Below are 17,550 nucleotides of genomic sequence, written 5' to 3'. Positions count from 1 at the left end.
CACGCTACCGGGTGGTGTCACGGATGCCACGGCCGCTGACGAGCGCGCGCATTTGTACCGCGACACGCCGGCACCCGCGCGCATTTGGGGCCGCTCGCGCGTAGGTGGGCAAGCCTCCTGATCCGGAGACTCGGACGGGTGGCACGCCAGCGGCCCCGCTACCCTTATCGGCGGTGGCGTGGCAGAGCGGCCTAATGCACTCGCCTTGAAAGCGAGAGACGGCCAAAACCGTCCGGGGGTTCAAATCCCTCCGCCACCGCCGCGCTGGGCGCCCATACAAAACAACAGGTTTGAGAGCACGATCGCCGGGCTCACCTGCGCCGACAACGTGACCACCTCGTAGTCGGGAAACGGAACCACGCCTACTCCCGGGATCGTCTTCAAAACGGCAGCCCAATGTGCTTGATCGTCGGTGTTGGTGGCGGCATACAGCTTCATGTCGGACGCGCAGAATGGAAGAAGCTCACCGGCGGCGACAGCTTCCGAAATTGCCGCGGCGACGCCTGGTTCTTCGGTTATCCCGTAGTCATCCAGGCTGATCACGCCCCGTGGGCCGGTGTGCTTGGCCGCCAATTTGATGTCGCCGCTGACGCACTGTTGGTTGTGGCAGCCGTCGATGTGGGTGAAGCGCAACGGCGGCAGGTTGGTTAACTGCGCCGAGTCGCAGACTCGGACGTCGAGTCGTTGTCGGCTGTGATAGAGATCCCAGTTGCGGTGGAACTCCGCGACCTGCAGACCGCCGTAGATTTCCCGGTGCTTTGTACCGAGGTCTTCGTGCGACAGCACCTCGTCGAACAGATCGCACGCGATCAGGCGCTCGTCAGGGCGTAGGCCGCAGCCCATCAATATTGCCGATTTACCCCGGTAGACCCCGATCTCCAGCAAGTCTCCGGCGACTCCGCTGTCCAGCTGGTCGCCCAGGATGAAATCGAACAGGAGGAAGTCCGCAACGTAGAAGAAGCCGGGAATCTGTTCACAACCGCGCGCGTATTGTGCGGCATTCGCCAGCTTCGGCATTCAGATCAGATGCCTTTGTCGGCGTCGTGCATGGTGCAAGGGTACAACTCGCGTTTGATCGGGTGAGCGGTACCCGACGGGTAAGCCGGACCCCCTGAAAATGTTGCGGGCCAAGCCAGTTGAGACTAGGCGGCTCGGCGGACACCAGGCAGCTCGCTGGCAGCAATGCCAAATCCTTTGCGCAGATGGGCCTTTCACCGACACCAGCTCGTTACGTTAAAGTGGGGCGAACCCACTCGTACATCAGAGATTGCCGGGAGATTCCGTGCCGAAGGATCGGCGATGAAATTCGCGCTGGCCAGCTTGGGTACTCGGGGCGATGTCGAGCCGTGCGCCACGGTCGGTCGGGAGTTGCAGCGCCGAGGTCACGAAGTGCGCATGGCGGTCCCGCCCAACTTTCTTGACTTCGTCGAGTCGGCCGGGCTTGCCGCGGTCGCCCACGGCCGGGACCAGGCGCTGCAAAACGAGGAGTTGGCCCGCAAATTCGGGCCGACGCCGAACCCCATCACCATGGCGTTCGAAATTTTGCGGGACATCAACGAACTCTGGCCGCAACTGGGTGCGTCGCTGACGTCGCTGGCAGATGGGGCCGATCTGCTTATGACGGACCCGAGCGAGCAGGGGCTGGCCGCCAATGTTGCGGATTACTACGACATTCCGCTGGCTTCGGTGCACGTCTACCCGATCGCGCCCGGTGGTATGGGTTCGCGCGCGACCAAAGAGGCCGAAGACGTCCAACGCCGGGCACTGGGCCTGCCAGAGGAACCCTCGACGCGCCAACCGCTGGAGATCCAGGGCTACGACGAGCTGTTCTTTCCCGGGCTGGCGGCCGAATGGGCGAAATGCGGGGTCCGCCGGCCTTTCGTCGGCGGGCTGACACTGGAGTTGCCGATGGATGCCGACGACGAGGTCTCGTCATGGATTGCCGAGGGCTCGCCGCCGATCTACTTCGGCTTTGGCAGCAGCGCGCGAGTCGCATTTCCCGCTGAGGCGTTCGCGATGATCAGCGCGGCCTGCGCGGAGTTGGGCGAACGGGCGTTGATTTGCGGTGGCACCAGTGATTTCACCGAGATACCGCAATTCGACCACGTAAAGGTGGTGAGCGCGGTGAACCACTCGGCCGTCTTTCCCGCTTGCCGCGCGGTCGTCCACCACGGGGGCCCCGGCACCACGTTCGCGGGCATCCGCGCCGGAGTTCCCACGTTGGTCCTTTCCGTGTCGGTCGATCAGCCGATGTGGGCGGCTGCGGTCAACCAACTGGAAGTCGGCTGTGGGCGGCGCTTCGTCGACGCGACCCAGAAATCGCTGGTCGCGGATCTGCGCTCCATCCTCACTGCGCGGTGCGTCACTCGAACGCGCGAGGTCGCCGCCCAGATGACCACACCCGCCGAAAGCGCCGCCGCCGCAGCCGATCTCCTGGAAGAGGCCGCAGCGCCGATACACAACGGTGGAGGTCGTGGTGGATCGTGAATCGCTGGATTGGTGGCTTGACTGGATCAATGCCCTGATCGGGACGATGGCAAGTGCCTATCTTCGCGACGTGGTGGAGCTGGACTTCTCGCGGGCGTCGCTGCCGGCTTTGGAAAAATTTGTAAGCGAGCGGTACCGCGGTCGCTATCCGCTCGGCGACGATTCCTTCAACGCCGGCGTGGTGGCGTATTTGGGGGAGACGTTGATGCGGGTGGGTGGGGGCGTCTGGGGGTGGACCACCGAGGCGTTACCCAACACTGGGCACGACTTACGCCGCCACCCATGGCATGTTTCCGGCGCCGACGAGCCGGACGCGGTGGGTCTGCCGATTGTGCGTCCGGATCCCGCCACTGGGCTGCCCACGTTGTCCCCGATGCATCTGTTGCTGGACGCAATAGACAGCACCAATGGCGGGGTGTGGGTCGCCACCTATCAGCGGTGGTCTCAGGTGGTGGATGCCCACAAACGCGCCCACCCCGGCTGGGGGCCAACCAAACAGCACACCCTGGCCGATGGCGTGATCTCCTCGCCGCCGCCGTCGCCGGTGCTTGACGATTGGCTGGCTCGCCAACACGAAGACTTTCCGCAGTGGGCGGCCCGCTACGGCGCCGGCTGGGACCACACCGCCGAGAGCATCGACCGCCTCACCGCGCTGATGTTCAGGCTCACACCCACCATGGCCGACTTCTACGACGCGGCCAACGCCGACTTCGTCGATGGCGCCACCTATTACCTCGGTGAAACCCTGCGGCGAGGGACACCCTGCCGCTGGGTCTACCGAAGATTCCCTTTCGACCGCGACGACGGGGCCCCGGTCACCGCGGATTTCGGGATCCAGAAGAACACCAACACCGACTTCACCGGGCCGTTCGACGTCCTGTGCTACGCGTTCGAAGTGAACGATCCAGGCTCGGCGCGGGATTTCTACAACCGATGGACCGCAGTTCCCAGGCCGAAGAAATGACCGATGTGTCACACCGGCGGCGCGTAGCGCAGCACCGCTGCGATCCCGTCGGCCGGAGCGATCCGCTCGTCGGTGCGTACCAGCGACGCCCCCACCGAAATGGCCAACAGCGGCAGCGCCTCGTCAGCCCGCAGCCTCTTCGCGGGCGCCGCGCCTTGCTCCGATAAGAGGCTGGCGGTGGGGGCCACGGTCGTGAGTCCCTTGTCGGCTACCACGGTGGCGCCGTCGATGTCGCCGATGATCAGCGTGTCGACAGTACCCTGGCGCAGCGCCGAGCAGACGGCGTCCAGTCCCTCCGCGGCCAGCCCGGAGCCCCGCCCGACCTCGACGGTAAAGCGCTCCGCGGCAGCGTCGATCGCGCTGAGCCGCCGCCTGCTGAACAAGGCCTCGATGGCACGCTGGATCTCCCCGAAGCCACGTCCGCTATGTCGGGCACCGACCTGCAGCGGTACCGCACGCTCGCCCACGCGGTCGGGGAGCGCGGCGAGCAGATCCGAGCGCGACCGCACCTCGCCCACCACGAAGACTGTGTCGAACGCGGTGTCATCGACGAGTTCGCTGACGCGGTCGGCAACGGCGCGAGCGTTTTTGCGGGCGGCTTCGTCGGTGCGTAACTGTGGGTCGCCATACCCGGCGGTCGCGGCGCCGGCCGCCTTGTGCACGGGGTACCCGCCGCCGTCGACCGTCTCCGAACGCAGGGTGCCGTTGACGTGGGCGGTGATTTCGGCGCCGGTGTGATCGACGACCGCCAAGAGGTAATTGGGCTGCTCGAAGCCGTGTTCGAGGATGGGGACGATGTAGGGCAGCTCGGATACCCGGACGACGGTGTCGGCGGTGGGCCGCAACAGGTGCTCGCTGAGAACGACCCCCGTCGCGCAGGCAACCACCGCGCGTCCGCTGCGGCCGATCGGCGGGCGCACGTCCAGGACGGCCTGCTCGATCTCAGCGGTGACCGACTCGTCGGCGCCCTGCTCGTCGAGCTCCGCGCGCAGCGCCCGCCACTTCAGGTCGAGCGGTGTGCCGGCGTCCTGCGTGTCGGGGGAGTGCTCGAAGTAGATCGATGCGAATGGTCCGGGCGCAGCCAGTAGCTCTCGGAAGCGGCCGGATTTCATGCCCCCAAGGATTGCCCCGTCAGAGCGGACGCAAACGTGACTCTTATCAAATCGACGGGATCGCGGCGGCGATGGTATCCATCAGCGCCGTGTAGCACTTGACCTCAGGATCCCTGCCCGGCTTGCCGCTGCTGATCACGCCCGCGGCCAGGCCGCGCGCCGGGTCGGCCCATATCGCGATGTTGGACAGGCCGAGGTTCCCGAACGCCGCCGGGGCATTGCGCCCGAACGGCCCGAACCGGTTGGTGCCCAGCATGTATCCGGTGCCCCAGCGAGCCGGCATCAGACCCACGGCAAAGTCGGGCCGCAGCCGTCGGCATTCCTGCACCGCGCGGTACATCCTTTCCGGGCTGATGATGCGCACACCATCGAGTTCGCCACCCCGGCGCCAGATCTCGGCGAACCGCGACATTTCATCGGCGGTCGACACGGTATTCGACGACGGGACCACGGTGGACAGGAAGGCCGGGCTGTTCGAGTAGGGGATGATCTCGTGCACGGTGCCGCCGATCGCCCTGCGGAAGATCCCCGCGACCACCGGCGGCAACGGCCGTCCGGTGGCGTGGCTCGGTGCGACCAGTGGGATGTCCTGCTTGGCGACGCCGAAGTTGGTCCACCGGAACCCCAGCGGATCGAGGATCTCGGTGGCCAGGATGTCGCGAATGTCCTTGCCGGTGCTGGCGTAGACGATTTCGCGCATCAGCGGACCCCAGGTCAGCGCGTGGTAGATGTGCAACAATCCCGGCCGGTACAGCGGCCTCAGCTTGGCCAGCTGTTCTTGCGCGTACTCGTGGTCGTCTGACCGCTTCAGGTCCGGCCGGGGCCCGGTGGGGAACGGCACGCCCGCACTGTGGGTCAGCACGTGCCGGATCGTGGTGCGGTCCTTGCCGTGGCTGGTGTAGCTGGGCAGGTATTGGCAGACGCGGTCGTCGAGCGAGAAGTGTCCCTGCTCGACGAGCATGTGCACGACGGTCGCCGTGATGCCCTTGGCCGCCGAGTACACGCAGAACGGTGTGGCGGTCGTGACGGGGATCTTCTCGTCGTCGGGTGCGTCGGTGGGCGCGTTGCCCCAGCCGTGGCCGATCGCGCGGTTGAGCACGACCCGGCCGTTCCGCCGGATGCACAGCTGGATCGCGGGGTGCATGCCGGCGCGGTACCAGTGGCGCGCGGCCTGCCAGATCCGTTCGACGGCCAAGCTGTCGACTTCGGAGTGGTCTTCTTCGCCGATCGCCGTCACGGAGTCCAGGTCGGCCGGCATGCGGATCTTTCCGTCGGGTGTCGCTGCTGCCACCTCCGAGAGGGTACGTGCCTCGTCACAGCGGTGCATTTAGCGTGGTCCTATGCCCATACGCGCGCGCTACGTCGAGGTCATCCTGGTTGTTTTCGGGTTCTACTCGGTGGCACTCGGGTTGTTCATGATCGCGGCGCCGGATGTCTTCTTCGACACCCTCGGCGCGTTCGGCGTCCGCAACGACCACTACATCTTCGACAACGCGTCCTTCGAGTTGCCGCTCGGTCTGCTGCTGCTGGCCGCGCTGCGGTGGCCGACCTGGCGGGTGCCTGCGCTGGCCTTCGCCACGGCGCACTGGGCGCTGCACGCGCTCAGCCACCTGGTCGACACCAACCACCGTGCCGGGGCGACGGTCGGGTGGCTGGAATTCGCCGGGCTGACGATCTCCACCGGCTGGCTGGCGGTCGCCCTGTGGTTGAGCGCTACTCGCCGGTGAATTGTGGCGGGCGCTTGGCGAAGGTCGCTTGAATACCTTCGCTCAGGTCCTTCGAGGGCAGGAAGGCCGCGTTCCAGGCTGCGACGTAGCGCAGGTTCTCCGACACCACCGAAGCGCGTTGCTGGTCGAGGACGTCCTTGGCGCCGTAGACCGCCAGCGGCGAGTTCGCGGCGATCTCGGCGGCGGTCGCGTGCGCGGCGACCAGGCAGGCGTCGGCGTCCTCGTAGACGTCGTTGACCAGGCCGATCTTCTCGGCGCGGGCCGCGTCGATGTCTTTGCCCGTCAGCGCGAGTTCGCGTAGGTGCCCGTCGCTCAGGATGAGCGGTAGGCGGGCGAGGCTGCCCATGTCGGCGACGATGGCCAGCTTGACTTCCCGCACCGAGAACTTGGCATCGGCGCTGGCGTAGCGGATGTCGACCGCGGAGATCAGGTCGACGCCGCCGCCGATGCACCAGCCGTGCACCGACGCGATCGTGGGGGTGCGGCAGTCGGCGACGGCGTTGGTCGCCTTCTGCATCCGCAGCAACTCGGCGTGGAAGTCGAGCCGGGGGCGCGCCAGCGCACCCTCGGCCATCAACGGGGCGAATGTCCCGCCCATCGCGGGCAGGTCCAGGCCGTAGCTGAAGTTCTTGCCCGATCCGGTGATCACGATGGCCCGCACGTCGCGGTCGGCGTCCAACTCCGCGAACACGTCTGGCAGCTCCGACCAGAAGGCCGGCCCCATCGCGTTACCCTTGCCTGGGCCGATCAACGTCACCTGCGCAATCTGGTCCTTGGTTTCGACAGTGACGGATTCGTATCTTTCGCCCATGCCCAGACCGTAGCGTGGCGGATATGCCCGCTGATTTGCGCCCCGGACCAGATTCGCCACCGACCGATGAGCTGGCCGGCGCCGAGGCCGCGCTCTCGGTGTTGCAGCAAGTCCTGCACGACATCGCCAGCGACGACATGTGGCGGCAAACCCCGTGCGAGGAGTACGACCTGACGCAGCTGACCTACCACCTGCTGAACTCCACGATGTCTCTCGGTGTCATGGTCGGCGTGAACTATTCACCCGGCGAATACAGCGACGGGGTGGAGGACCAAGTCGTCAGCGCGGCGCGGATGGCCTTGGATGCCTGGCACCGGCGCGGCTTGGAAGGCACGATCCTGTGGGAAGACAGCGAGATGCCCGCCAAGGTGGCCGCCGCCATCTTCTCGATCGAGTTTCTGGTCCACGCCTGGGATTACGCCGCGGCGGTGGGACATCAGGTCAAGGCGCCGGATCCGCTGGTCGAGTACGTGCACGAGCTGGCGCAGCAGCTCATCCCCGAGCAGCGCGCCCACGCCGGATTCGCCGATGCCGTCGACGTGCCGGAAGATGCCGGCTCGCTGCACCGGCTGATCGCCTTCACCGGCCGCGACCCGGCCTGGCAGGGCTCCCAGACCGTTCTGGATTAGACCCGCTCTAAATAGAAGTAGTAGTACCGGCCGTTGTCGAGGACGCCTTTGCCGTTCATGATGCCCATCACGGCGTCGTCGTCGATCTTCTTGAAATGGTCATGCACCGGCTGGCCGTCATACACCATCGTGGCGGTGATTTCGCCGCGGAAGTCTTCCAGCCAGAGGCTGGCCTCGCCCTTGCCCCATTCGACGTTGGAGAACTTGTTGCCGTCGGCGTCCAGGCACACCAGCGGCTGTACGTCGTCGGCGGACTTGAAGGTCTTGCCGAACCAGCCGTTCTTTTCCAGCTTGCCGTTCATGCGGTGGCCGGTCGCGAATTCGCCGCCCTTCCACTCGCCGATCATCCCGTCGATGGTCGCGGGCTCCAGCGTCGCCCAGAAATCGTCGAGCTCGGCGTCGGAGACGGTGCGTTCCCTGAAGTCAGTGAACTTCTTGCGGGCCAAGCTCATTGGCTGCTCCTTTGATGTCTGATCCAGCCCCGGGCAAACTCGAGCATGGCATCGTTCTCCGCCGGTGCGCCAATCGTGACCCGGACGCCGTCGGTGCCGTACGGGCGAACCACGATGCGTGCGTCGGCGGCCTGCTCCACGAAGTCCCGCGTTCGGGGCCCGAGCGGCAGCCAGACGAAGTTGGCCTGCGACGACGGCAGGGTGAACCCGGCTTCGCGCAGCGCGGCGCTGACCCGGGTGCGTTCGGCGACGACGGCGTCGGTGCGGGCCAACAGCTCATCGGCGGCGTCCAGCGAGGCGATCGCGGCGGCCTGCGACACGCTCGTCGCGGTGAACGGCACGTAGACTTTGTCCAGCGCGGTGATCACGTCGGGATGCCCGACCGCATAGCCGACGCGCAAGCCCGCCAGCCCGTACGCCTTCGAAAACGTCCGCAGCACAACGACATTGCTGCGGGAGCGGACCAGCCCCAGGCTGTCGGGCAGCATGCCGTCGCGGATGTATTCGACATACGCCTCGTCGATCGCGATCAGGATGTCCGGCGGCACCGCCTCGACGAAGCGGACCAGTGCGTCCGGGTCGACGACGGTGGACGTCGGGTTGTTGGGGTTGCAGACGAAGATCAGCCGGGTGCGTTCGGTGACCGCGGCCAGCATCGCGTAGAGGTCGAAAGTGTGGTCGGTCAACGGCACCTGGATCGGGATCGCGCCGGCGACCTGCACCTGCGGTGGATAGAGCTCGAAGCTGCGCCAGCCGAAGATCACCTCGTCGCCCGCCGAGGCGGTGATCTGCACCAGCTGCTGGCACAGGCTGACCGAACCGCAACCGACGGCGATGTTTTCGGGGTCGAAATCCAGATGCTTGGCGAGCGCGGCCTTGAGCTCCACGCAGCCGTTGTCCGGGTAGCGGTTGATGCAGTCGGTGGCCCGCTCGATGGCCGCGCGGACGCTGGGCAGCGGGCCGAACACGGTTTCGTTGCTGGCTAGTTTGACGGCCCCCGGCACCGTCTTGCCAGGAACGTAAACCGGAAGCCCGTCCAGCTCGGGACGCAGGCGGGCGCTCACTTCGACAGCATATGTTGCGGCTGTGTACGCTATGCCTCCGGCGGTTCAGGGATGCCTCGACCAAGTCGGGTACCCTCAGGAAGTCCAAACGGAGGCGTGCCAGAGCGGCCGAATGGGGCTCACTGCTAATGAGTTGTTCCCCTCAAAGGGAACCGGAGGTTCAAATCCTCTCGCCTCCGCCAGGACACAACTGAAGACAGGCGCCCGTAGCTCAACGGATAGAGCATCTGACTACGGATCAGAAGGTTGGGAGTTCGAATCTCTTCGGGCGCGCTTACTACTGGTGGGAACAGCTCACTCGCGCGCAGCTGGGCCGGTCGCGAGCGCCCGCAGATGTACGCCCGAGGCCCGCATATTGCCGTACATATGCGGACCTTCGCGGAATGCCGTGAGCTATCAGTTCGGCGTACCGCACCGAGGTTAATCCTGCCTTCCAGGGAGTGCAGTTAGGGTCGAACCGGGAGGATTCCCATGACGACACCCCGCCAACCCGGCAGCTACGACAATCCAGATGACTCAAACCCGGTGCGTGACTGGGACGGTCAAGGCTGGACACCACACCGTCAAGACCACGAGCTCGGTCCGGGTCAGGTGCTGCCGCCGCCGTGGTACCGGCGCCGCGGCATTTTCCTCGCGGCTGCGTTTGCCGCGCTAATCGTGGAGGTCGGAATTACCTTGGCGGGACCAGGCGACCCGGGTACCGCGCCTGGCGGCACCACCGGTGCGAGCTTCTCGCTCATTTCGACCGGGTGGTGGACATCGGATCCCACGGCACCCCCGGCGGCGGAGCACCAGATCGAACCCCCGGCGGCGGCACCCCGCACGGCACCACCCAGAGCGGTGGCACCGCCGCCGTCTCCAGCATCGGAGCTACTGTTCCGGCACGAGCCGTTGACGGCCATAGTGTCGATTACCAACAACGCAAACAATCCTGCGGTGGGGTGCGTGTACAGGTCGGTCGCGGTGGCCGGGCAGGCCACCATGATTCACTACGACCACTCCGTTAATTTCACCGTTACCGGCTCACAGGAGACGAGGGTCCGTGTCGGCGGCGGACCCGCGACGGGCTCGACCTTCCACGTCACGGTGACGTGCGACAACGGCCTTTCGACCAGTCAGGACGTCATGTACTGAGCGATGTATTCGCCCAAATTTTCACTATTCCCGATGTAGGTAATGGGCGGGGTCACTACGCTGCCGACCAGGTGAGGAGTTCGGGGAAGGCCCGCTAATGGCCGATGTATCGAGTGCTGCCGATTCGTCGACGGCATCAGGGGTGGACTGCGTGCTGAATTGCGACGACCGGGTGCGCGGTAACCCCGCCCGCACACATCGTCGAGCAACTGGCTTGCGCGCCGGATGGCCCCCAGCCGCAACGATTTGCGAAAAAATCCGCTCCAAGAATTCTGCAAGACGACCGCCGCAACCTGCCTGTGCGAGCGGCCCACGCTGACATCAGCGACAGGACCGTCGTGCCGATAACCAACGGCAACTGAAGAAGGAGGAGCACAAATGTTCGTCGCGCAAATGGCGGCCATCGCCGCCGCGGTGGTGCTTGCCCCGCTCACGCCCTACATGCAGGGGCCTTCCGCGGGCGACCAGTGCTTTAACTGGCACGCCACTATGCAGGACAGCAACGGGCGGATGATGACCTGCACCCACCTCCCCGACAGCGGTCACATCATGTATTGGGAGTACGGCGGCCCGAGAGATACGTGATCGCCGAAATGAAGATCGCCGTCCCGGCGGAGGGTGTCATCCGCAACAGCCCGAAACCTGCAAGCCTGGGCTGACTACGGATCGGAAGGTTCGGAGTTCGAATCTGTTCGGGTGTGCTTGGCGGAGGACTCGAGCGTTGGCTCGGGCTCCTTCGCTGATACCGGTGTCCACTCGTCCCAGCTGGCGCCGAAGTCGAGCGTGTTTTGCGGGAACTGCACGACGCTGATGATCTCGCGGAAGTGGTCTTGCCAACCCCACCAACCGTTGATCTGGAAGACGTGCTGGTTCCAACTCAGCGTGTAACCGTCGGGGATGTCTTGGCCCTTGTTCTCCGGCGCGAACACCGCGATCGAGAGCAGGCCGATCGCCGCCGCCGCCGGCAGCTGGATCTTCCCGGTGCGCCAGATGTGCACCCCCGCGGGCCGGGGCCCGGCCGGAGTCAGCTCGAATCCCTTGGGCAGCTCGTCGGTGTGGCCGCGGCTGCAGCGGTGAATGGCGTATAGGACGTCGGCGATGTCCGGACGCCCGTCGGGCAGATCCGACTTAACCGCTACCGGGAATCGGGTCTGATCGAAGTCGATGCCCGGCTGTGTCATCACGCGGAAGATGTCCAGCGAATCCCGAACGGTGTGCTTGAACCGGCCTGCGACCCCGAGCTGTGGATAACGTTTGTTGCCGGTTCCATCGACGGCGTTGCCGGCGTGCTGCATGGCTGCGTCCCACTGTTTGGCTTCCCAGTGGTCCAGTGAGCGCTTGACCGCATCCGCCACAATCACACGTGTGAGGCTAACGGTTGAACCGACCGCGTCGTCGGGAGTTGCCCTTTCGGCGCACAGGTGTGTCGTCCCAGCCGAGCCCGGGTTCGCCCTGCCTGCCGCTTTAGGCCCGCGTCTCGATATGCCCCAGGGCTCGTTCGAACAGGTGCACCGTGGCGGCGTGCAGCTGGTCGCCGACCTCCTTCTCGGCCTTGCCCGCACAGGCGCGGGCCAGCGTGCCTTCGATCACGATGCCGAGCTTGAAGCAGGCCAGCACGGTGTACCAGGTCATCTGCGACAGGTCGCGGGTGGTGTTGGCGGCGTAGCGCTGCAGCAGGTCGTCGGGGCTGGCCAACCCCTCCTGCGCGCCCAGCGCGTGGCTGAACACGGCTGACCCGTCGTCCTGGCGCCAGGTGGCCAACAGCCAACCCAGATCCAGCAGCGGGTCGCCGATCGTGCTCATCTCCCAGTCGCAGATGGCCACTACTTCCGGCCCGGTGCGGGAGAACATCACGTTGGCGGCGTGGTAGTCGCCGTGCAGGATGCCGGGTTTCCAGGTCGTCGGCCGGTGGCTCTCCAACCAGGCGGCCACCTGCTCGACGCCCGGGATCTGCGGCCCTGGGTAGCCGTCGTACTCCCGGTAGGACTCCAGCTCCGAAAGCCAGCGCGGCACTTGGCGTTCCAGGAAGCCCTCCGGCTTGCCGAAATCGGCGAGCCCGACGGCGACGTGGTCGACAGCCCCGAGCTTGGCCAGCGCGTCGGCCATCGACAGCCCCATGCCGAACTGCACCTTGGGATCACCGGCGTGCAGCGGCGGCAGCCCTTCGCCGGCGTTGAATCCGTCGATCGGCTCCATCAGGTAGAACACCGCGTCGCCGAGCACGCCGGGGTCGTCACAGCTGGCGATCAGATGCGGGTGCGGCACATCGGAGCCGGCCAGCGCGGCCAGCACCTTGGTTTCCCGCAGGATCACGCTGTTGCTGCGGGGACGCAGGTGGCGCGGGCCGCGTCGCAGCACATAGGGCCGGCCCGACCGGGTGAAGCGCAGCATGACGTTTTGCGTTCCGCCGGTGACCGCCGAGACGTCGTTCAGCGGGCCGTCACCCAGCCCCTGCTCGGACATCCACTCCGCGACGGCTTTCAAATCCACCGGGTCGGCCGGCATCAGCCTTTGGCCTGCGGGGTGTAGCGCACCGTCTGAGCCCAGATCATGCCGTCGCGGAACACGAAGGTGTCGACGCCGTCGTCCACCCGGTTCGCCGCCGAGTCGGCTGCCCACTCGAGGTAGAGCAGGTCGCCGTCGAGAATCATGTTTTTCAAGTCCCACTCCGCGTTGGGCAGATCGTCGAGCAACCTGACGAACACCTGCCGGATCTCGTCCTTGCCGCGTGCCACTCCGGCTGACGTGATCAGCACCGAGTCGTCTGCATAGTCGGCGAGGATCTCGTCGAGGTCGCCGGCGGCGAGCGCCTGGCCGTGGTGGGCGAATACTTCCTGTGACGTACGTGTCATGGCACTCCTCAAACCTGTCGACCGTCTGGGAAAAAGCGTAGGGCACGCTTGGCGGGAGGCCGGAGGCCCCAAACGGGCGGCCGCGGCTGGAAGAATAGTTTGCAAAACTGACTATCTCGCAGGAGGCAAGCAGATGCCGCGAACCGACAACGATTCCTGGGACATCACTCACAGCGTGGGGGCCACCGCGCTGGGCGTCGCGGCGGCTCGTGCCGCGGAGACCGAGAGCGACAACCCGCTCATCAACGACCCGTTCGCGCGGGTGTTCGTCGAGGCCGCCGGCGACGGGGTGTGGAGCCTGTACGCCAACCCCGCGTTGCTGCATAAGGCCTCCGAGCTCGACCCGGACGTGCAGGCGCGACTGCGTCTGATGATCGACTTCATGGCCACGCGGACCGCGTTTTTCGACGAGTTCTTCCTGGGCGCGGCTGATACCGGCGTTCGCCAGGTGGTGATTCTGGCGTCCGGCCTGGACGCGCGGGCCTGGCGGCTACCGTGGCCGGACGGGACCGTCGTTTACGAGCTGGACCAGCCCAAGGTGCTGGACTTCAAATCCGCCACCCTGCGAAACCACGGCGCGCACCCGACGGCGCAATTGGTCAACGTGCCGATAGACTTGCGCCAGGACTGGCCAAAAGCGTTGCAGGAAGCTGGATTTGACCCATCACGGCCCTGCGCCTGGTCGGCCGAGGGACTGGTCCGGTACCTGCCGGCGCAGGCCCAGGACCTGCTGTTCGAACGCATCCATGCCCTCAGCGCGGTCGGCAGTTGGCTGGCCTCCAATGTTCCCGCCGAGGGCTTCACCGACCCCGAGCGCGTGCAGCGCCAGCGCGACGAGGTCCAGCGCATGCGGGCCGCGGCCGAGAAGCTGGTCGACGCCGAGATCACCGATTTCGACGACCTTTGGTACGCCGAGGAGCGCACCTCCGTCCCCGACTGGCTGCGTGAACATGGCTGGGACGCGTCCGCGGTGAATTTCGTCGCGCTGCTGGCGCGCTATGGCCGCAGTGTCCAGCCCGGTGCCGAGGATTCAATGCCGCCAACCCTCTTTGTCTCCGCGCAGCGGTGGGACGGCTGATTTCTGAGAACGTGGGAAAGCGCCAGATTATTAGGTTGGGCAGCGATATTCTTTGATGCGCGCCGACAGTCCGACGATCGCTGATTGGAGGACGACGATGTCCGATCTGGTGGCGGCCCCGGATGCGTTGGCTTCTGCGGCAACGAATTTGGAACGTATCCGCGCCGCGTTGAGTGCGGCGAACGGGGCGGCGGCCGCTCCGACCACCGGAGTGGTGGCCTCCGCGGCGGACGACATATCGGTGGCGGTGGCGTCGTTTCTCTCCGGACACGCCCAGCAGTACCAGGCGCTCAGCGAGCGCATCGGTGACTTTCACCAGCAGATTGCGCAGTTGTTGAACTCGAACGCCGGCTCGTATGCGGCCGCCGAAGCCGCGAATGCCAAGCCGTTGCAGTCCGTGGAGCAGGACTTGCTCAACGCCGTCAATGCGCCCACCGAAGCGGCGTTTGGGCGCGCGCTGATCGGCGACGGTGCGCCCGGGACGTCGGGCAACCCGACCGGCGGAGACGGTGGGCTGTTGATCGGCAACGGTGGCAATGGCTATTCGGAGACGGATACCGGTGTGGTCGGCGGCGCCGGCGGCAGCGCGGGGTTGATCGGCACCGGCGGCAAGGGCGGCGAGGGTGGGGCCAACGCGGCCGGTGGAGCGGGCGGCAACGGCGGGTGGTTGTACGGCCGCGGCGGGGCCGGCGGGCAGGGCGGAGCCGGCGCGGCGGCCGTCGACGGCCTTGGCGCCGGCAATGGTGGAGTCGGCGGGGCCGGCGGTGCGGCCGGGCTGCTCGGCGTCGGCGGGGGCGGCGGTGGTGGCGGGGACGGCGCGCTCAACGACTTCGTCGGCCCAGCAGTCACTGATCCGATCGCCGGCAACGGCGGTAAGGGCGGCGCCGGCGGTCACGGCGGGATGCTGCTCGGCAAGGGTGGCGACGGAGGGCAAGGCGGTGCTGGCGGGAACGGCTTCTCCTGGGCGGACGAGCCTGGCTCGCACCAGCTTCAAATCTCGAAAGCACCCGGTGGTCTCGGCGGCGACGGCGGTGCTGGCGGTGACGCTGGGCTGTTCGGTGCCGGTGGGGTGGGTGGTTTCGGTGGTTCCGGTGGGATTTCTGGGATCAACTCCCCCATCCTCGGAGGAATTACCGCCGTCAACACCACCGGCAACGTGCTTGTCAACGCCCCTGTCGCCTTTGCGGGTGGAACCGGTGGCAGCGGCGGACACGGTGGCAATGGCGGGTGGATTTCCGGCGACCCGGGGACCGGCGGCCACGGTGGGTCCGGCGGCAGTGCGACATTCAGCAGCCCACCAGGCCATGTCGTCTACGTGGGGCGACCGGCGGCGACGGTGGGGCAGGCGGCGCCGGCGGCGACGCAGGGATGTTCGGTCCCGGTGCCAGGGGTGGTGTCGGCGGTACCGGCGGGGTGAGCGGGGCGACCATCGGTGGAACTGGCGGGACGGGCGGTGCTGGGGGAGTTGGCGGTTGGTCGGCGCCGGCGGTGACGGCGGGCCGGGCGGCATCGGCGGGGAGGGCAACGACCTAGGCCTTCTCGGAATTGCCGGCACCGGCGGAACCGGCGGACGGTGGCCACGGGGGCTTCGTCGGCCATGGCTGCGACGGCGGCACCGGCGGCGGCGGTGGCGCGGCCGGGGACATCGGTTATGGCGGGGACGGCGGCACCGGCGGCGCCGGCGGGCCTGCCGACTCGGGCAGCGTCGGGGCCAACGGCCACTCCGGCCACGGCGGGGCCGGCGGGCTTCTCTTCGGCGGGCCCGGGTTCGGTTCTTAGTCGCTCGGCGTCAGGGCGTGACGACGATCCGCTGCGTGGTGTCGGTGTCGTTCCACGCGACCTCGACGTCAGCCAGCGGTACGGCGCGGGCGTCAACTCGAAAGGCGCCCTTGCTGATTTGATCGGCGATGGCGGGCAGTTCGGCCACGATGTCGCGGGTCGGGACGGAGCCTTGTCCGCTGCCGATGATCTGCAGCCGTGCGGCACGCAGCGCCGCGGACGGGATGGCGGCGAAACCACCTGCGACCGAACCGATCTCGATCCAGGTCAGTGGTTTGGCGCGGTCGTGCCGATTGGTGACGATGGCGGTCATCGCGTCGACCGTGATCGATCCCCAGAGGTAGTCGATGACGACGTCGACGTCTGCTGCGCGAGCGAGTGCCTCGGCGTCGCCGAGTGCCACGGTGGTGTCGGCACCGAGTTCGGTGAGCGCGGCGAGCCGCCGCGGGTCACGTCCAGCGCCGATAACATGGCCGGCGCCAAGGTGTTTGGCGACCTGGACCGCCATGCGACCCGAATTTCCGGTGGCGCCGAGAACCAGAACCGACTGGCCCGGTTCGAAGTCGATACGCCGGCGAAGCGCGATCCACGACGACATCACCGGGTTCACCGCGGCGGCCACCAGTATCGGGTCGACGCCATCCGGCAGTGGCACGCTGCGCCGTCGGTCGATGACGGTCTGTTCGGCCATCGCGCCCATGGCCGTATCGGGTAGGACGAAATAGCACAGGCCGCCGTCGGGAGCGCGCCCCACTCCGTCGATGCCGGGGACCAGTGGTAGCTCGCCGGTGCTGGTGTAGTGCGAGCCTTCAGCCTGCGACCGCACCCGCGGATGCAAGCCGGTGGCGATGACGTCGACCAGCATCTCGTCGGGCGGATGCGGACTGGGCGTGGGGAATTCACGGTAGCTCGGCGGGCTGTCGAACGCGGTGACAACGGCTGCGTGCATCGAATCCTCCTCAGACATACCCTGGAAAATAGATGGTATTGCGAACTAAAATAGATCGTGCTACGAACTAAATCAAGGGTATGGTAGGGCCGTGGACGATCTCAGGGACAACCTCGTGCAGGTGTCATTCGCGGTCACCGCGGTGCTGAGCCGGGTTGCTGCGGAACAGGATTTGTCTCTCACTCAGCTACGCGTGCTGGGGATACTGCGTGACCGGGAGCCGACGATAGCCCAACTTGCTACCTATCTGGGGCTGGAGCGCTCGACCGTCAGCGGACTCATCGAGCGTGCGGTCCAGCGCGGACTGGTCCGAAAGACCACCGATCCCGCCGACGGGCGATCGGTGCGGGTAAGCCTGACCACCGAGGCGAGGCGCCTCGCGACCCGGGTCGTTGCCGAAATCGACGGCCTTGTGCTGCCGCTGACCGACAGGCTCAGCACGAGCGAACAGCACCGGCTCACTGCCCTGCTGGACAAAGTGCTCGGGCACTGAAACTGAGTGAGGCTGGGTG

18 protein-coding genes, 3 tRNA genes and 1 pseudogene are annotated in these 17,550 nt (G+C 66.6%); 12 read left to right on the top strand and 10 right to left on the bottom strand.

Annotated features, from left to right (window positions below):
- Nucleotides 1–172 precede the first annotated feature (172 nt).
- Nucleotides 173–259: transfer RNA gene (locus tag VML93_RS25555), tRNA-Ser, on the top strand.
- On the opposite strand, the gene VML93_RS25550 is transcribed toward VML93_RS25555, so the two are convergent.
- Nucleotides 241–1,017 carry a class I SAM-dependent methyltransferase gene (locus VML93_RS25550; RefSeq protein WP_325615058.1) on the bottom strand — a complete coding sequence of 259 codons (777 nt, stop codon included), beginning with the start codon at nt 1,015–1,017 and terminating at the stop codon, nt 241–243. The two genes, VML93_RS25555 and VML93_RS25550, sit on opposite strands and share 19 nt — an antisense overlap.
- Nucleotides 1,018–1,299: 282 nt before the next feature.
- Here VML93_RS25550 and VML93_RS25545 point away from each other — a divergent pair, with 282 nt between their 5' ends.
- Both VML93_RS25545 and VML93_RS25540 read left to right on the top strand, forming a co-directional pair.
- On the top strand, nt 1,300–2,487 hold the full coding sequence (locus VML93_RS25545; protein ID WP_325615057.1) for a glycosyltransferase: 1,188 nt from the start codon (nt 1,300–1,302) through the stop codon (nt 2,485–2,487).
- A complete protein-coding gene (locus VML93_RS25540) occupies nt 2,477–3,451 on the top strand; it encodes a hypothetical protein (RefSeq protein ID WP_325615056.1) in 975 nt (324 codons plus the stop codon). The genes VML93_RS25545 and VML93_RS25540 overlap by 11 nt, the downstream gene beginning before the upstream one ends.
- 8 nt (nt 3,452–3,459) lie before the next feature.
- Here VML93_RS25540 and VML93_RS25535 read toward each other — a convergent pair whose 3' ends face one another.
- Both VML93_RS25535 and lipE read right to left on the bottom strand, forming a co-directional pair.
- On the bottom strand, nt 3,460–4,563 hold the full coding sequence (locus VML93_RS25535) for a hypothetical protein (protein ID WP_325615055.1): 1,104 nt from the start codon (nt 4,561–4,563) through the stop codon (nt 3,460–3,462).
- Between the two features lie 46 nt (nt 4,564–4,609).
- Complete coding sequence (gene lipE, locus VML93_RS25530) at nt 4,610–5,821, bottom strand: lipase LipE (RefSeq protein WP_325615062.1); 1,212 nt, start codon at nt 5,819–5,821, stop codon at nt 4,610–4,612.
- An 82-nt stretch (nt 5,822–5,903) separates the two neighbouring features.
- Between lipE and VML93_RS25525 the strand changes: the two genes are divergently transcribed.
- Nucleotides 5,904–6,290, top strand: a complete 387-nt coding sequence (locus VML93_RS25525; protein ID WP_325615054.1) for a hypothetical protein — start codon at nt 5,904–5,906, stop codon at nt 6,288–6,290.
- On the opposite strand, the gene VML93_RS25520 is transcribed toward VML93_RS25525, so the two are convergent.
- Nucleotides 6,277–7,101, bottom strand: a complete 825-nt coding sequence (locus tag VML93_RS25520) for a crotonase/enoyl-CoA hydratase family protein (protein ID WP_325615053.1) — start codon at nt 7,099–7,101, stop codon at nt 6,277–6,279. The genes VML93_RS25525 and VML93_RS25520 overlap by 14 nt on opposite strands.
- 23 nt (nt 7,102–7,124) lie before the next feature.
- Here VML93_RS25520 and VML93_RS25515 point away from each other — a divergent pair, with 23 nt between their 5' ends.
- Nucleotides 7,125–7,730 (top strand): TIGR03086 family metal-binding protein, encoded by a 606-nt coding sequence (locus tag VML93_RS25515; RefSeq protein WP_325615052.1) that lies wholly within the window; start codon nt 7,125–7,127, stop codon nt 7,728–7,730.
- On the opposite strand, the gene VML93_RS25510 is transcribed toward VML93_RS25515, so the two are convergent.
- Entirely contained in the window at nt 7,727–8,182 is a 456-nt protein-coding gene (locus VML93_RS25510; RefSeq protein ID WP_325615051.1) for a DUF4334 domain-containing protein, read from the bottom strand. The two genes, VML93_RS25515 and VML93_RS25510, sit on opposite strands and share 4 nt — an antisense overlap.
- A complete protein-coding gene (gene hisC / locus VML93_RS25505; protein ID WP_325615050.1) occupies nt 8,179–9,246 on the bottom strand; it encodes a histidinol-phosphate transaminase in 1,068 nt (355 codons plus the stop codon). Before hisC ends, VML93_RS25510 begins: the two co-directional genes overlap by 4 nt.
- 90 nt (nt 9,247–9,336) lie before the next feature.
- On the opposite strand from hisC, the gene VML93_RS25500 reads away from it, so the two are divergent.
- The 4 genes from VML93_RS25500 (at nt 9,337) to VML93_RS25485 (ending at nt 10,965) form a co-directional block, all read left to right on the top strand.
- A tRNA-Ser gene (locus VML93_RS25500) sits at nt 9,337–9,428 on the top strand.
- Nucleotides 9,429–9,446: 18 nt separating this feature from the next.
- A tRNA-Arg gene (locus tag VML93_RS25495) sits at nt 9,447–9,519 on the top strand.
- A 198-nt stretch (nt 9,520–9,717) separates the two neighbouring features.
- A complete protein-coding gene (locus VML93_RS25490) occupies nt 9,718–10,380 on the top strand; it encodes a hypothetical protein (RefSeq protein ID WP_325615049.1) in 663 nt (220 codons plus the stop codon).
- Between the two features lie 378 nt (nt 10,381–10,758).
- Nucleotides 10,759–10,965 (top strand): hypothetical protein, encoded by a 207-nt coding sequence (locus VML93_RS25485; RefSeq protein WP_325615048.1) that lies wholly within the window; start codon nt 10,759–10,761, stop codon nt 10,963–10,965.
- Nucleotides 10,966–11,039: 74 nt separating this feature from the next.
- Here VML93_RS25485 and VML93_RS25480 read toward each other — a convergent pair whose 3' ends face one another.
- The 3 genes from VML93_RS25480 to VML93_RS25470 form a co-directional block, all read right to left on the bottom strand.
- Nucleotides 11,040–11,741, bottom strand: a complete 702-nt coding sequence (locus tag VML93_RS25480) for a hypothetical protein (RefSeq protein ID WP_325615047.1) — start codon at nt 11,739–11,741, stop codon at nt 11,040–11,042.
- 103 nt (nt 11,742–11,844) lie between these two features.
- The gene (locus tag VML93_RS25475; RefSeq protein WP_325615046.1) at nt 11,845–12,885 is read right to left on the bottom strand and encodes a phosphotransferase family protein; all 1,041 of its coding nucleotides are present in this window, start codon (nt 12,883–12,885) and stop codon (nt 11,845–11,847) included.
- On the bottom strand, nt 12,885–13,232 hold the full coding sequence (locus VML93_RS25470; RefSeq protein ID WP_325615045.1) for a nuclear transport factor 2 family protein: 348 nt from the start codon (nt 13,230–13,232) through the stop codon (nt 12,885–12,887). The genes VML93_RS25475 and VML93_RS25470 overlap by 1 nt, the downstream gene beginning before the upstream one ends.
- A gap of 133 nt (nt 13,233–13,365) precedes the next feature.
- Between VML93_RS25470 and VML93_RS25465 the strand changes: the two genes are divergently transcribed.
- Together VML93_RS25465 and VML93_RS25460 are read left to right on the top strand one after the other, a co-directional pair.
- Nucleotides 13,366–14,310, top strand: a complete 945-nt coding sequence (locus VML93_RS25465) for a class I SAM-dependent methyltransferase (RefSeq protein ID WP_325615044.1) — start codon at nt 13,366–13,368, stop codon at nt 14,308–14,310.
- 97 nt (nt 14,311–14,407) lie between these two features.
- Nucleotides 14,408–16,089 (top strand): annotated as a pseudogene (locus VML93_RS25460) (PE family protein).
- A gap of 10 nt (nt 16,090–16,099) precedes the next feature.
- On the opposite strand, the gene VML93_RS25455 reads toward VML93_RS25460, so the two are convergent.
- Nucleotides 16,100–17,038, bottom strand: a complete 939-nt coding sequence (locus VML93_RS25455; RefSeq protein WP_325615043.1) for a zinc-binding alcohol dehydrogenase family protein — start codon at nt 17,036–17,038, stop codon at nt 16,100–16,102.
- A 91-nt stretch (nt 17,039–17,129) separates the two neighbouring features.
- Between VML93_RS25455 and VML93_RS25450 the strand changes: the two genes are divergently transcribed.
- A complete protein-coding gene (locus tag VML93_RS25450; protein WP_325615042.1) occupies nt 17,130–17,531 on the top strand; it encodes a MarR family transcriptional regulator in 402 nt (133 codons plus the stop codon).
- Nucleotides 17,532–17,550 lie beyond the last annotated feature (19 nt).

The organism is Mycobacterium sp. (assembly GCF_035499775.1).
Taxonomy (GTDB): Bacteria; Actinomycetota; Actinomycetes; order Mycobacteriales; family Mycobacteriaceae; genus Mycobacterium.
The sequence above is the reverse complement of the archived record's forward strand: the minus strand, read 5'-3'. Positions and strand labels throughout refer to the sequence as shown.